At 38.8% G+C, this 14,044-nt stretch carries 21 protein-coding genes (1 of these 21 only partly in view); 20 read left to right on the top strand and 1 reads right to left on the bottom strand.

Going from position 1 to position 14,044, the window contains the following annotated elements; genetic code table 11:
• Positions 1–8: 8 nt before the first annotated feature.
• The 19 genes from rplO (at position 9) to ACUN0F_RS02325 (ending at position 12,890) form a co-directional block, all read left to right on the top strand.
• The gene (gene rplO / locus ACUN0F_RS02415; protein ID WP_000766083.1) at positions 9–449 is read left to right on the top strand and encodes a 50S ribosomal protein L15; all 441 of its coding nucleotides are present in this window, start codon (positions 9–11) and stop codon (positions 447–449) included.
• Positions 449–1,750 carry a preprotein translocase subunit SecY gene (gene secY, locus ACUN0F_RS02410; protein ID WP_000490119.1) on the top strand — a complete coding sequence of 434 codons (1,302 nt, stop codon included), beginning with the start codon at positions 449–451 and terminating at the stop codon, positions 1,748–1,750. Before rplO ends, secY begins: the two co-directional genes overlap by 1 nt.
• A gap of 56 nt (positions 1,751–1,806) precedes the next feature.
• Positions 1,807–2,457: an adenylate kinase gene (locus tag ACUN0F_RS02405; RefSeq protein WP_001048998.1), complete on the top strand. Its 651-nt coding sequence runs from the start codon at positions 1,807–1,809 to the stop codon at positions 2,455–2,457.
• Entirely contained in the window at positions 2,457–3,203 is a 747-nt protein-coding gene (gene map / locus ACUN0F_RS02400; RefSeq protein ID WP_000582534.1) for a type I methionyl aminopeptidase, read from the top strand. The genes ACUN0F_RS02405 and map overlap by 1 nt, the downstream gene beginning before the upstream one ends.
• Positions 3,204–3,271: 68 nt before the next feature.
• The gene (infA, locus tag ACUN0F_RS02395; RefSeq protein WP_001029884.1) at positions 3,272–3,490 is read left to right on the top strand and encodes a translation initiation factor IF-1; all 219 of its coding nucleotides are present in this window, start codon (positions 3,272–3,274) and stop codon (positions 3,488–3,490) included.
• A gap of 35 nt (positions 3,491–3,525) precedes the next feature.
• Positions 3,526–3,639: a 50S ribosomal protein L36 gene (gene rpmJ / locus ACUN0F_RS02390; protein WP_000868344.1), complete on the top strand. Its 114-nt coding sequence runs from the start codon at positions 3,526–3,528 to the stop codon at positions 3,637–3,639.
• Positions 3,640–3,660: 21 nt separating this feature from the next.
• Positions 3,661–4,026, top strand: a complete 366-nt coding sequence (rpsM, locus tag ACUN0F_RS02385) for a 30S ribosomal protein S13 (protein WP_000090791.1) — start codon at positions 3,661–3,663, stop codon at positions 4,024–4,026.
• Between the two features lie 24 nt (positions 4,027–4,050).
• Entirely contained in the window at positions 4,051–4,440 is a 390-nt protein-coding gene (gene rpsK / locus ACUN0F_RS02380) for a 30S ribosomal protein S11 (RefSeq protein WP_000101797.1), read from the top strand.
• 180 nt (positions 4,441–4,620) lie between these two features.
• Positions 4,621–5,565 (top strand): DNA-directed RNA polymerase subunit alpha, encoded by a 945-nt coding sequence (locus ACUN0F_RS02375; protein WP_000569644.1) that lies wholly within the window; start codon positions 4,621–4,623, stop codon positions 5,563–5,565.
• Positions 5,566–5,600: 35 nt separating this feature from the next.
• Positions 5,601–5,963, top strand: coding sequence for a 50S ribosomal protein L17 (rplQ, locus tag ACUN0F_RS02370; protein WP_000331490.1), 363 nt, complete (start codon positions 5,601–5,603; stop codon positions 5,961–5,963).
• A 103-nt stretch (positions 5,964–6,066) separates the two neighbouring features.
• Positions 6,067–6,909, top strand: coding sequence for an energy-coupling factor ABC transporter ATP-binding protein (locus ACUN0F_RS02365; protein ID WP_445539101.1), 843 nt, complete (start codon positions 6,067–6,069; stop codon positions 6,907–6,909).
• Complete coding sequence (locus tag ACUN0F_RS02360; protein ID WP_000406512.1) at positions 6,885–7,766, top strand: energy-coupling factor ABC transporter ATP-binding protein; 882 nt, start codon at positions 6,885–6,887, stop codon at positions 7,764–7,766. Before ACUN0F_RS02365 ends, ACUN0F_RS02360 begins: the two co-directional genes overlap by 25 nt.
• Positions 7,754–8,548 carry an energy-coupling factor transporter transmembrane component T family protein gene (locus ACUN0F_RS02355; RefSeq protein WP_001186519.1) on the top strand — a complete coding sequence of 265 codons (795 nt, stop codon included), beginning with the start codon at positions 7,754–7,756 and terminating at the stop codon, positions 8,546–8,548. The genes ACUN0F_RS02360 and ACUN0F_RS02355 overlap by 13 nt, the downstream gene beginning before the upstream one ends.
• Before the next feature lie 14 nt (positions 8,549–8,562).
• Positions 8,563–9,306 carry a tRNA pseudouridine(38-40) synthase TruA gene (truA, locus tag ACUN0F_RS02350; RefSeq protein ID WP_033662614.1) on the top strand — a complete coding sequence of 248 codons (744 nt, stop codon included), beginning with the start codon at positions 8,563–8,565 and terminating at the stop codon, positions 9,304–9,306.
• 152 nt (positions 9,307–9,458) lie between these two features.
• Entirely contained in the window at positions 9,459–9,896 is a 438-nt protein-coding gene (gene rplM, locus ACUN0F_RS02345) for a 50S ribosomal protein L13 (RefSeq protein ID WP_001260795.1), read from the top strand.
• A 21-nt stretch (positions 9,897–9,917) separates the two neighbouring features.
• Positions 9,918–10,310: a 30S ribosomal protein S9 gene (rpsI, locus tag ACUN0F_RS02340; RefSeq protein ID WP_000079986.1), complete on the top strand. Its 393-nt coding sequence runs from the start codon at positions 9,918–9,920 to the stop codon at positions 10,308–10,310.
• A gap of 160 nt (positions 10,311–10,470) precedes the next feature.
• A complete protein-coding gene (locus ACUN0F_RS02335) occupies positions 10,471–10,899 on the top strand; it encodes a YbaK family protein (RefSeq protein ID WP_001101006.1) in 429 nt (142 codons plus the stop codon).
• A 66-nt stretch (positions 10,900–10,965) separates the two neighbouring features.
• The gene (gene cwlD / locus ACUN0F_RS02330; protein WP_000822446.1) at positions 10,966–11,679 is read left to right on the top strand and encodes an N-acetylmuramoyl-L-alanine amidase CwlD; all 714 of its coding nucleotides are present in this window, start codon (positions 10,966–10,968) and stop codon (positions 11,677–11,679) included.
• Positions 11,680–11,822: 143 nt separating this feature from the next.
• Complete coding sequence (locus ACUN0F_RS02325) at positions 11,823–12,890, top strand: Mrp/NBP35 family ATP-binding protein (protein WP_264463002.1); 1,068 nt, start codon at positions 11,823–11,825, stop codon at positions 12,888–12,890.
• A 56-nt stretch (positions 12,891–12,946) separates the two neighbouring features.
• Here ACUN0F_RS02325 and gerD read toward each other — a convergent pair whose 3' ends face one another.
• Entirely contained in the window at positions 12,947–13,564 is a 618-nt protein-coding gene (gerD, locus tag ACUN0F_RS02320; RefSeq protein ID WP_046953858.1) for a spore germination protein GerD, read from the bottom strand.
• Between the two features lie 139 nt (positions 13,565–13,703).
• Here gerD and kbaA point away from each other — a divergent pair, with 139 nt between their 5' ends.
• Positions 13,704–14,044: the 5' portion of a KinB signaling pathway activation protein KbaA gene (kbaA, locus tag ACUN0F_RS02315; protein WP_046953859.1), read on the top strand. Its footprint extends 271 nt past the window's final position; only the first 341 of its 612 coding nucleotides appear in the window; it begins with the start codon at positions 13,704–13,706; its stop codon lies beyond the right edge, outside the window.

The following is a 14,044-nucleotide window of genomic DNA, read 5'->3' as shown; positions in this document are numbered from 1 at the left end:
GCCTGGGAATGAAACTTCATGAATTAAAACCTGCAGAAGGTTCTCGTAAAGTACGTAACCGTGTCGGTCGTGGTATCGGTTCTGGTAACGGTAAAACTGCTGGTAAAGGTCATAAAGGACAAAACGCACGTTCTGGTGGCGGTGTTCGTCTTGGCTTCGAAGGTGGTCAAACTCCATTATTCCGTCGTTTACCAAAACGCGGCTTCACAAACATTAACCGTAAAGAGTTTACTATTGTAAACTTATCAACGTTAAATCGTTTTGAAGATGGTACAGAAGTAACACCTGAATTATTGCTGGAAACTGGCGTTATCAGCAAGTTAAACGACGGTGTTAAAATTCTTGCAAGCGGCGCAGTAGAGAAAAAATTAACTGTTAAAGCGCACAAGTTCTCTTCAAGTGCTAAAGAAGCAATTGAAGCAGCTGGCGGATCAGTTGAGGTGATCTAATGTTTCGTACAATCTCCAACTTTATGCGCGTTGCTGAGATAAGACGTAAAATATTATTCACTTTAGCGATGTTAATCGTATTCAGGATTGGCACGTTTATCCCAGTGCCATTTACAAATGGAGACGTACTGAAAGCACAAGATCAATTAAATGCCTTAGGTATCCTAAATACATTTGGCGGTGGCGCCTTGAAAAACTTCTCCATCTTCGCGATGGGAATCATGCCGTATATTACAGCATCCATCATCGTGCAATTATTGCAGATGGATGTTGTTCCTAAATTTTCGGAATGGTCGAAGCAAGGTGAAATGGGCCGTCGTAAACTAACGCAATTCACGCGTTACTTTACAATTGTTCTTGCGTTTATTCAGGGGTTTGGTATGTCAATCGGTTTTAACGGTATGGTAGGTGGGCAATTAATTTTGAATCCTGGTTGGAGCACTTATTTATACATTGCTACGGTACTGACTGCTGGTACTGCATTTTTAATGTGGTTAGGTGAACAGATTACAGCTAAAGGTGTAGGTAATGGTATTTCCATCCTTATCTTTGGCGGTATTGCCGCAGCGATCCCAAGTGTTATATCTCAAGTGTATCAACAACAGTTTCAAAATATCGGAGATCAATTGTTCATGAGTATCGTTAAAGTTGCATTGATCTTACTAGCTGTGCTAGCGGTTATTGTTGGTGTTATTTTCATTCAACAGGCTGTTAGAAAGATCCCAATTCAATATGCGAAGCGTGTAACGGGAGGGAATGGGAATCATGCTGGAGCACAAAACACACATTTACCGCTTAAGGTAAATAGTGCGGGTGTTATTCCAGTCATTTTTGCTGTTTCATTCTTAATTACGCCTCCAACTATTGCACAGTTCTTCCCGAATCATGATGTATCGCAGTGGATCATTGCAAACTTTAACTATTCTCACCCAGTGGGAATGATCATATATGTTGCGCTCATTGTAGCCTTCACATATTTCTATGCGTTTGTTCAGGTTAATCCAGAGCAAATGTCAGAGAATCTAAACAAACAAGGTGGATATGTTCCAGGTATTCGTCCGGGTAAGAATACGGAACAATATCTAACAAAAATCTTGTATCGTTTGACCTTTGTAGGATCAATTTTCCTAGCAGCGATTGCAATCTTACCAGTTATCTTTACAAAATTGGGAAATCTTCCTCCATCTGCACAGATTGGTGGAACGAGTATGTTAATCGTTGTCGGCGTTGCTTTAGAAACAATGAAGCAGCTAGAAAGTCAACTGGTAAAACGCCATTACAAAGGGTTTATCAAGCAATGAGTAAGTGGGAAGAATTGTCTTCCCTACATGCTCATGTACTCTGAGGGGGAACAAGGATGAACTTAATTTTAATGGGGCTTCCTGGTGCTGGTAAAGGTACACAAGCCGAACAGATTGTTGCCAAGTATAACATCCCTCACATTTCAACAGGAGATATGTTCCGTGCAGCTATGAAGGCTGAAACTGAAATGGGTCTACAAGCAAAATCTTTTATTGATAAAGGTGCACTTGTTCCAGATGAAGTTACAATCGGAATCGTTCGTGAACGTTTAAGTCAAGAAGACTGCGTAAGAGGTTTCTTACTAGACGGTTTCCCACGAACTGTTGCACAAGCATCAGCTCTTGAAGAGATTATGAAAGATCTTGGTAAAAAAATCGACTATGTTTTAAACATTAATGTGGATTCAGGGTTGTTATTAACACGCCTTACAGGCCGTCGCATTTGTAAAGAGTGCGGTGCGACTTACCACTTAGAATTCAATCCACCAGCAAAAGCTGATGTGTGCGATAAATGTGGTGGCGAATTATATCAACGCTCTGATGACAATGAAGAAACTGTGGCAAATCGTTTAGATGTAAATATTAAGCAAACAAAACCTTTGCTTGATTTCTACGAGGAGCTTGGTTACTTACAAAGCATTAATGGTGAGCAAGATATCAATAAAGTATTTGCTGATATCGATGTTCTCATCGGAGGCTTAGCGTAATGATCATCTGCAAAACTCCTCGCGAGATAGAAATCATGCGAGAAGCTGGCAGGATCGTTGCTTTAACTCATCAAGAGTTGAAACAGCATATTACTCCAGGAATTACAACGAAAGAGCTCGATCAAATAGCGGAAAAGACGATTCAAAAATATGGTGCTACGCCATCTTTTAAAGGATACAACGGATTTCCGGGGAGCATATGTGCTTCTGTAAATGAAGAGCTTGTACACGGAATTCCAGGGAAGCGCAAGCTCGAAGAGGGCGATATCATCAGTATCGATATTGGTGCGAAATACAATGGGTACCATGGAGATTCTGCATGGACGTATCCAGTTGGAAACATTTCTGAATCTGTTCAAAAGCTACTTGATGTCACAGAAAAATCGTTGTATCTTGGTCTAGAACAAGTAAAACCAGGCGAAAGATTATCAAATATCTCACATGCGGTTCAAACCCATGCTGAAGAGAATGGGTTCTCGATCGTTAGGGAGTATGTTGGTCACGGAATCGGGCAAGACTTACATGAGGACCCTCAAATCCCGCACTATGGTCCACCAAATAGAGGCCCTAGATTAAAGCCGGGAATGGTCATCTGTGTTGAGCCGATGGTGAATCAAGGAAGACGATATGTAAAAACACTATCTGATGACTGGACAGTGGTAACGGTAGATGGTAAATGGTGTGCACACTTTGAGCACACGATTGCTCTTACAGAAGCAGGATACGAAATCCTTACCACTTTATAAGTAGCTGGCTCTCCGGGATTTCAGAGCAGTGTAAAATGTTACTGATTTGAAGAAGGGAGAACTATTGAATGGCTAAAGATGATGTAATTGAAGTCGAAGGTACCGTTCTTGAAACGTTGCCAAATGCTATGTTCAAAGTAGAATTAGAGAATGGGCATGTCGTATTGGCTCACGTTTCTGGTAAAATCCGTATGAACTTCATTCGTATTTTACCAGGAGACAAAGTTACGGTAGAATTATCTCCGTACGATTTAAATCGTGGTCGTATTACGTACCGTTTTAAATAATATAGCACTCCGTAATCTTTAAGGAGGTTCGAGACATGAAAGTAAGACCGTCAGTTAAACCAATCTGCGAAAAATGTAAAGTTATTCGTAGACGTGGAAAAGTAATGGTTATTTGTGAAAACCCTAAACATAAACAAAAACAAGGTTAATCAGAAGGAGGTGCATTCAGAATGGCACGTATCGCAGGTGTAGATATTCCTCGAGACAAACGCGTTGTTATTTCTTTAACTTACGTATTCGGCATTGGTCGCACAACTGCTGAAAAAATTCTAACTGAAGCTGGTATTTCTTCAGAAACACGAGTTCGTGATTTAACGGAAGACGAACTAGGACGTATCCGTGATATCATCGATAGTATTAAAGTTGAGGGAGACCTTCGTCGTGAAGTATCTCTTAACATTAAACGTCTAATGGAGATCGGTTCTTACCGTGGTCTTCGTCACCGTCGTGGTTTACCAGTTCGTGGTCAAAACTCTAAAAACAATGCTCGTACACGTAAAGGTCCACGTCGTACAGTAGCAAATAAAAAGAAATAATAAGTAAAGGAGGTTGAACTAACAATGGCACGTAAAACAAACACTCGTAAAAAACGTGTGAAAAAGAATATTGAAGCTGGTATAGCTCATATTCGTTCTACTTTCAACAACACAATCGTAACACTTACAGATACTCATGGTAACGCACTTTCTTGGTCTAGTGCTGGTGCACTTGGTTTCCGTGGATCTCGTAAGTCTACTCCATTCGCTGCGCAAATGGCTGCTGAAGCTGCTGCTAAAGTTGCAATGGAGCACGGTTTAAAAACTTTAGAGGTTACTGTTAAAGGTCCTGGTGCTGGTCGTGAAGCTGCAATTCGTGCTCTTCAAGCTGCAGGTCTAGAAGTAACAGCAATTAGAGATGTTACTCCAGTTCCTCATAATGGATGTCGTCCACCAAAACGTCGTCGTGTGTAATTTTTCTGTATAGAATTTTCCCTTTTGTCTATAATGGATATGATGCATTATCGAGAAATTTCGTACAGAAACATCGCTTGTTGTGCACAATCGGGAACTGCCTAAGGGGGACTTTCGGTTAGACAGGGGGTATCCCTTTGTTTAACCGGGGTTTCGACGTTTTGAAGGAGGGTTTAGTTAATGATTGAAATCGAAAAGCCGAAAATCGAAACGGTTGAACTTAACGAAGATGCTAAATATGGTAAATTCGTAATTGAACCGCTTGAGCGTGGATATGGTACTACTTTGGGTAACTCCTTACGTCGTATTCTTTTATCCTCACTCCCTGGTGCCGCTGTTACTGCTATCCAAATCGATGGCGTATTGCATGAATTTTCAACAGTTGAGGGCGTAGTAGAAGACGTTACGACGATCATCTTAAACTTGAAAAAGTTAGCTCTTAAAATCTACTCTGAAGAAGAGAAGACGTTGGAAATTGATGTGCAGGGCGAAGGTATTGTCACAGCTGCTGATATTACTCACGATAGTGATGTAGAAATCTTAAATCCAGATTTACACATTGCAACGTTAGCAAAAAATGCGCATTTCCGCATGCGTTTAACTGCAAAGCGTGGCCGTGGGTATACGCCAGCTGATGCAAATAAAAGCGAAGATCAACCAATAGGAGTAATTCCTATTGATTCTATTTATACTCCAGTATCACGTGTGACTTACCAAGTGGAAAAGACACGTGTCGGACAAGTGGCTAATTATGATAAGCTTACGCTTGATGTATGGACGGATGGAAGCATCGGGCCAAAAGAAGCTATCTCTTTAGGTGCCAAAATCTTAACTGAGCATTTAAATATCTTTGTTGGTTTAACTGATGAAGCACAAAATGCTGAGATTATGGTCGAGAAGGAAGAAGATCAAAAAGAGAAAGTTCTTGAGATGACTATCGAAGAACTAGATCTTTCTGTTCGTTCTTATAATTGCCTAAAACGTGCAGGAATTAATACTGTACAAGAGCTTGCGAACAAAACAGAAGAAGATATGATGAAAGTTCGTAACTTAGGACGTAAATCCTTAGAAGAAGTTAAACATAAACTTGAGGAATTAGGTTTAGGTTTACGTAAAGACGACTGAGGATTTAAACCCATCAACAAAGGAGGGAACTACGAATGGCATACAGAAAATTAGGCCGTACAAGTGCGCAACGTAAAGCTATGTTACGTGATTTAGCTACTGATTTAATTATCAACGAGCGCATCCAAACGACAGAAACTCGTGCAAAAGAACTTCGTTCTGTAGTGGAAAAAATGATCACTTTAGGTAAACGCGGAGATCTTCATGCTCGTCGTCAAGCAGCAGCTTTCATTCGCAATGAAGTAGCTAACGCTGAGACTGGTCAAGATGCACTTCAAAAATTATTCGCTGATGTAGCTCCACGCTATGCTGAGCGCCAAGGCGGATACACTCGTATTGCAAAAATTGGTCCACGTCGCGGAGACGCAGCACCAATGGTAATTATCGAGTTAGTATAATGATAATTAAAAGGGCAGGACAGTTCTTTTCAAGAAACTGGTCATGGCCCTTTTTTTTAAATATAAAAATAGGCTAACTTGGCGAAGGAAAGGGTGCCTTGTATTGAAAAAAGAGAAACTTCGGACAGAGAATATATCATTTCAATATCCTGGGGCAGCCACTTATGCATTAAAAGATGTTTCATTTTCCTTGTATGAGGGAGAATGGGTATCTGTTATTGGACAAAACGGTTCAGGGAAGTCTACACTTGCAAAATTATTGAATGGTTTGTTTTTGCCAGAAGCAGGGACTATTACAGTAAATGATACAATGGTTTTATCAGAGGAAACGGTATGGGATGTTCGAAAACAAATTGGGATGGTATTTCAAAATCCAGATAATCAATTTGTTGGAACGACAGTGCAAGACGACGTTGTTTTTGGCTTAGAGAATATCGGAATGCCAAGAGAGAAAATGGTAGAAAGATTAGATCAGGCCCTCAAACTTGTCCGTATGGAAGATTTTCTTAATGATGAACCTCATTCGTTATCTGGTGGGCAAAAGCAGCGAGTGGCAATAGCAGGCGTTTTAGCACTTCAGCCATCTATTTTGATATTAGATGAAGCAACGTCAATGCTAGATCCTCAAGGGAGACGTGAAGTAGTAGAAACGGTTAGACAACTTGTTAATCAAAAAGGTATTACAGTGTTATCAATTACGCACGATTTAGAAGAAGCGGCGCAATCAGACCGTGTCATTATTTTAAATAAGGGAGAAATATTAGAGGAAGGGACTCCAAAGCAAATATTCAAGTCCTCTCATATGCTCCAAGAAATTGGATTAGATGTACCATTTTCAGTGAAAATAGCAGAATTATTAAAAAGAAATGAAATTCTCTTGCAAAATACGCATCTTACAATGGAAAGCTTGGTGAACGGACTTTGGAGATTACATTCCAAAAAGTAGAACATCGTTATCAATATAAAACTCCATTTGAAAGACGCGCACTTTATGATGTAGACGTGTCGTTTCCAAGTGGGGGCTATTATGCCATTATCGGTCATACTGGTTCAGGTAAGTCGACGATGATTCAACATTTAAATGGTTTATTGCAGCCGACGAATGGCACAGTTCAAATTGGTGAACATTTCATTTCGGCAGGAAAGAAAGAAAAAAAGCTAAAGCCACTACGTAAAAAGGTAGGGGTTGTCTTTCAATTCCCAGAACATCAGTTGTTTGAAGAGACTGTGGAGAAGGATATTTGTTTCGGCCCTACTAATTTTGGGATATCTGTAGAAGAAGCGAAGCAAAAGGCAAGAGAGGCAATTGAACTTGTAGGGTTAGAGCCAGAACTGTTAACACGTTCACCGTTTGAGTTAAGTGGTGGGCAAATGAGGCGTGTTGCGATAGCGGGTGTATTGGCGATGGAACCCGAAGTGCTTGTATTAGATGAACCTACAGCAGGACTAGATCCAAAAGGGCAGAATGAACTTATGGAGATGTTTTATAAGCTGCATAAGGAAAAAGGTCTTACAGTTATCCTAGTAACACATAATATGGAGGATGCTGCTAAGTATGCGGAGCAGATTGTAGTCATGCATAAAGGAACGGTCTTTTTGCAAGGAAGTGCAGAGGAAGTATTTTCACATGCTGATGAACTAGAGAAAATTGGCGTGGATCTTCCTATGTCTTTAAAGTATAAACGTGCAATTGAAGAGAAGTTTGGCATTTCAATCCCAAAGGCTACCTTATCTTTAGAGGATCTTACTCATGAAGTTGTGCAGGTGTTACGAAAAGGTGGTCATGAATCATGCAGCAGTTGATTATTGGAAGATATATTCCAGGGAAGTCTCTTATTCATCAACTTGATCCACGTACGAAGCTGCTGATTGTCTTTTTATATGTATTTGTTGTTTTCTTAGCAAATAATGCGATTTCATATGGATTTTTATTTTTATATGCACTCATTGCTTTATTTTTTGCAAAAGTGCCGATTCGTTATGTACTTTCGGGCTTAAAACCAATTCTATGGATTTTTCTTTTTACATTTTTCCTGCATATTTTTACAAATAAAGAAGGGGAAGTACTATTCCAGCTTGGTTGGTTTTCGATACATGAAAAAGGATTAGAGCAAGGGATATACATTTCTATACGATTCTTCGTTATTATTTTAATGACGACATTATTAACGTTAACGACGACACCTATTGAGATTACAGATGGTTTGGAGACGTTATTAAAGCCGTTGAAACGTATAAAAGTTCCTGTTCATGAAATCGCATTAATGATGTCAATTTCTCTTCGTTTTATTCCAACATTAATGGATGAAACAAGTAAAATAATGAAGGCACAAGCTTCACGTGGTATTGATTTCGCAGGAGGACCGATAAAAGATAGGATAAAAGCTATTATCTCACTACTCGTTCCTCTATTTATCAGTGCTTTTAAGCGTGCTGAGGACTTAGCAATTGCTATGGAAGCACGTGGGTATCAAAATGGCGAAGGACGTACTAAATTTAGGCAACTACGCTGGAAAACAAGCGATACAGTAACGATTATAAGCTTACTTTGTTTAGCTTGTATTTTGGCATGGGTGCGATCGTAATGGAGAATAGAGAAATGGATAGAATAAAATGTACGGTTGCATATGATGGCATGCATTTTTGTGGTTATCAAATTCAGCCGCAGCATCGTACTGTTCAACAAGAGATTGAGAAAGCTTTGCAGAAATTGCATAAAGGAGAACTTGTTCGTGTTCAGGCATCGGGCAGAACGGATTCTACTGTTCACGCTAAAGGACAAGTCATACACTTTGATACACCGTTGTCTCTTGAAGAGTGGCAATGGAGTAATGCATTAAACACAATGTTGCCAGATGATATTGTTATCAAACAGGTAGAGAAAAAAACAGAAGAATTTCATGCGCGTTACGGTGTCGAGAGAAAAGAATATCGTTATCGTGTATTATTATCAAAGACTGCGGATGTATTCCGTAGAAATTACGTATATCAATATCCATATCCGCTCGAAATAAGCTCTATAAGAAAAGCGATTCCTTATTTTATTGGAACGCATGATTTCACTTCTTTTTGTTCGGCAAAAACTGACAAAAAAGATAAAGTGCGAACGATTTATGAAATTGAGTTAATTGAGCAAGGCGATGAATTAATTTTTCGTTTTGTAGGTAATGGATTTTTATATAATATGGTCAGAATTATTGTTGGTACGTTACTTAGCGTAGGGCAAGGAAAGCTTGATCCTGATAGCATTCCAGAGATTTTAGCGAAACAAAATCGTCAGTTTGCGGGAAAGATGGCTCCAGGTCATGGACTTTACTTATGGCAGGTAAACTATAACAACTAATCCTGGTGTAACATTTGCTTGACATTAGAAACTCAAAAGTATATCATAACATATGGTATTGTTTCTAAAACCACGATTAGCCCCGGAAGGAAATCGTGTTTAAGATAAACAATAGATTTTTTCTATGGAAAAGATAACGAGGAGGGAAACACATGCGTACGACTTTTATGGCAAAAGCTAACGAAGTTGAGCGTAAATGGTATGTGGTTGATGCTGAAGGTCAAACTTTAGGTCGCCTATCTACTGAAGTAGCATCTATTTTACGCGGTAAAAACAAACCTACATTTACACCACACGTTGACACGGGTGATCATGTAATTATTATTAACGCTGAAAAAATTCATTTAACAGGTAATAAATTAAACGATAAAATTTACTACCGTCACACTAACCACCCAGGTGGACTTAAACAAAGAACAGCTCTAGAAATGCGTACAAACTACCCTGTACAAATGTTAGAGCTTGCAATTAAAGGGATGCTTCCAAAAGGACGTTTAGGACGTCAAGTATCTAAGAAATTAAACGTGTATGCTGGAGCAGAGCATCCACACCAAGCACAAAAACCAGAAGTTTACGAACTTCGCGGATAATCAATTAAAGGAGGGCTTACTTTGGCACAGGTTCAATACTATGGCACTGGACGTCGTAAGAGTTCAGTAGCGCGCGTACGCCTAGTTCCAGGCGAAGGACGCGTTATCATTAACGGTCGTGATTTTGAAAACTATATCCCATTTGCTGCATTACGTGAAGTAGTGAAACAACCTCTAGTTGCAACAGAAACTTTAGGTAACTACGATGTACTTGTAAACGTAAATGGTGGTGGATACACTGGTCAAGCTGGTGCTATTCGTCACGGTATTTCTCGCGCTTTATTAAAAGCTGATCCAGAATACCGTCTAACACTAAAACGTGCAGGTCTATTAACTCGTGACGCACGTATGAAAGAGCGTAAAAAATACGGTCTTAAAGGCGCACGTCGTGCACCTCAGTTCTCAAAACGTTAATTTTTGCGAACTACAAACCCCAACCATTTTGGTTGGGGTTTTTATGTTTCATTCCTCTTTTGTAATTTTTGTAGTTTGGAATATTTTAGTGCTATTCTCTCGCGTATGCTTCTTCTTTAGAAGTTTAGACTAATACGTATTAGGGAGGTTTATAAGTACTATGAATGTCATTGTCAGCTTACAAGAAAAACAAAAAGAAAAGCAGTTGAAATATGAACGGAAGATGCTGCGAGAATTATCATTAAAAACATTACGTTCAAATATTAGGGATGCCTTTCAGATGCAGGAACTTCATCGTCAGTATGAAGATTACTGTATTGAATTAGGGATAGAATCGTATTTATTAGGAGCGAGATACAGTAAGTTTGGTTATTATGGTGAATCATTCTTTGATGTAAAATATAGAGCCTTAGAAGAAGAGCAACAATTAACGGAAACACTATTTCAATTTTTAACGAGCATGACTATGCGGGAAATTAAGTTACAAGATGAGGAATTACTTTTTGAATCTTGCCAGCAGTTTATCGGCTTATGGTGGCAGGAAGGATATGAAAAAGGTGAAAGAAGATATCGATTAAAGCTTCATTAAGACAAGCATAAACTTTCCTCTTGTCCCATATAAGTAATTAGAGGGACTAGCTGGAGGAGGAAAGGTATGAAGAGAATTCGAATTATCTCTTTTGCACTCGCTGCGGTTGTTTTGTTTTTTTTAGTTAAACAAGAATTTCAAATTACAAAATCGTGGCGAGCTTGGAATTTACCCTTATCGGGGAAAGTGATTGTATTGGATGCTGGGCATGGTGGGCCAGACGGAGGGGCTGTTGGTGGAAAAGATATTATAGAAAAAGATATTACGCTTGAGATTACAAAGAAGGTACAAGATTACTTACAAGAACAAGGTGCACTAGTTATTTTAACACGTGAGGGAGATTATGATTTAGCTCAGAAAGATACAAAATCATATAGTAGACGTAAAGCAGAGGATTTAAAAAAGCGTGTAGAGATTATTAATAAGCCTGATGTAGACTTTTTTGCGAGTATTCATTTAAATGCTTTAACTAGCAGTGGATCGAAAGGCGCACAAACGTTCTACTACCGTTCTTCGGTTGAAAATGAACGTGCTGCGAAATTTATACAAGCTGAATTGAGAACGAGTTTAGAGAATACGAATCGTTCTGCTAAAACAATTTCTCATGTGTATTTATTAAAGTATGCGAAAACACCAGGTGCTTTAATTGAAGCTGGCTTTTTATCGAATGTAAACGAAAGGTATATGTTAAATTCGGAGAAATATCAGCAAAAGGTAGCGGCTGCAGTATATCGTGGTATATTACGTTATTTCACGGAAAAAGGGAATCCTCCAGAATAAGGAGGATTTTTTGAGTTTCTCTCGTTAACGAAGTTTTCCGAAAATATGTTATACTGGAAATGTAAACGCATTTATTTCAAAAATAAAGAGAGATACATTTAATTAACATTACGTTATTTTTCATACAGGGGGCTGGGCTAACTATGGTAACGAAAGAGCAAGTAGTGGAAGCGTTAGAAGGGATTGTAGATCCGTTTTTACATAAAACGTTAAAAGAAACAGGTGCAATTAAAGAGGTAACAGTTAAGCCTGAGAAGGAACATGTAAGTGTTAAAATTGCAATTGTAAAAACCGGTACAGCGGAACAAATGCAATTGCAATCTGGAATTGTAAAGTTAGTAAAAGAACTAGGGGCAGCAACAGTAGGGCTTCGCTTTGCAGAATTTACAGAAGAGGAATTAGCTCAGTTTGCACCGGAACAGGAAGAAGAGCAAACTGAATCTTTATTGTCACCAAATTCAAAAACAATATTTTTAGCAGTGGCGAGTGGAAAAGGTGGAGTCGGAAAATCAACAGTTTCTGTTAACCTTGCCATTGCTTTAGCTCGTTTAGGTAAAAAGGTTGGTATCATTGATGCTGATATTTATGGTTTTAGCGTACCGGATATGATGGGGATAGAAAAACGTCCTGTTGTAAGAGGGGATAGAATCATTCCAGTGGAGCGTCTAGGTGTAAAGGTAATTTCAATGGGATTCTTTGTAGAAGATAATGCACCGGTTATTTGGAGAGGCCCTATGCTTGGGAAAATGTTAAATCACTTCTTTACAGAAGTAGAGTGGGGCGATTTAGACTATTTAGTTTTAGATTTACCACCGGGTACAGGTGATGTTGCGCTAGACTTACATTCAATGTTGCCAGCTTGTAAAGAGATTATTGTAACAACGCCACATCCAACAGCGGCATTTGTGGCAGCGCGTGCTGGAGCCATGGCTTTACGTACAGAACATAGTATTCTTGGTGTTGTTGAAAATATGGCGTATTTTGAAAGTAAAACAACTGGTGAAAAAGAATATGTGTTTGGAAGAGGTGGAGGAGATAAATTAGCTACAGAACTTCAAACAGAAGTACTTGGCCGAATCCCGCTTCAACAACCTGATTGGAATAAAGATGACTTTGCGCCTTCAGTATATGAAGATACACATACGACGGGTCTTATTTATCGTACGATAGCTGAGACAGTAATTGATAAAATAGCTGTCGCGCAAAAATAAAATAATAATGAGTGGACGATACATATATTGTCCACTCATTATTATAATTATTATTTTTACTGTTGCTCCTTTTTACCGTCTTGGGAACCACCTTCACCGCCTGCTTCTTTTTTATCAGATCCACTTTTTTCGGCCTTTTGTACACCTTTACTAATAATATCAATCATCTTAGCTTGGAAGAGTGGGCTTTCGGCAGTTTCGGTTAGTACTTGTTGTAAATATTGGCGGTATTCTTTGCTCTTCATTGTTTGTAACATCATTTTTTCTACTTCAGGGTTTTTCATAATTTCTATAACGCCTGCTTGGTATTCAGGGTCTTTTAGTAATGTTTTCATTAAGGTTGTTTGTTCTTTTCCCATACTTTTAGCGAATTTCGATGAGAACTCAGGGTCTTTAAAGAGCTTTTCCCAGAATTGTTGCCCTTTGTCGGATACCATTGCATCTTCAATCGTTTTCTTTACTACTGTTTCATCTAGTATGAGTGCTTGTTTCATTTTTTCATCAGTTAACACATCTTGAATGGCTTTCTTACCTTGATCGGTTTTTAAAATATCAACAATCATTTTCTTCGTTTGATCGTAATCAAGTTCGGACTTTGCTTCTTTTCCTTGTGCACATGCTACAAGTACAAGAAATAGAAAAGAAGAAGTCAAAATGAGCAGCATCCGTTTCATAAGTTGGAACTCCTTTCAACACAGTTCTCTCTTTTTAATATAAATATCTTTAAGGAATTTATACATGAACATGGCTAGCTTTTTGAAATTGTCATTGATACAATTTAATTAGAAATATAAGGATAATGGGGGATGTGTTGTGAATAGCCGCAAGTGGGTACGACTGTTTTTTACGACGTTGTTTCTTGGTGGGATTAGCACGGTCATTATTGGATTTGTTTTGGAGTGGGACAAGTACGTTAAATTTTTTCAAGATTTCGACGGAAAGGAGATTTTAGCAGTTTCCTTCTGGTTGATGGGTGTAGGATTTATTTTTAGTGTTATAAGTCAAATGGGGTTCTTTGCCTATTTAACAATCCATCGTTTTGGACTGGGGATGTTTAGGTCACCTTCTTTATGGAATGCAGTCCAGCTCTTCTTTATTGCATTCGTTTTATTTGATTTCGTGTATTTAAGATCCATATTGATTGCAAATGGGGA

The organism is Bacillus sp. 1A, from assembly GCF_052682215.1.
This window is presented reverse-complemented; position numbering and strand designations above follow the sequence as displayed.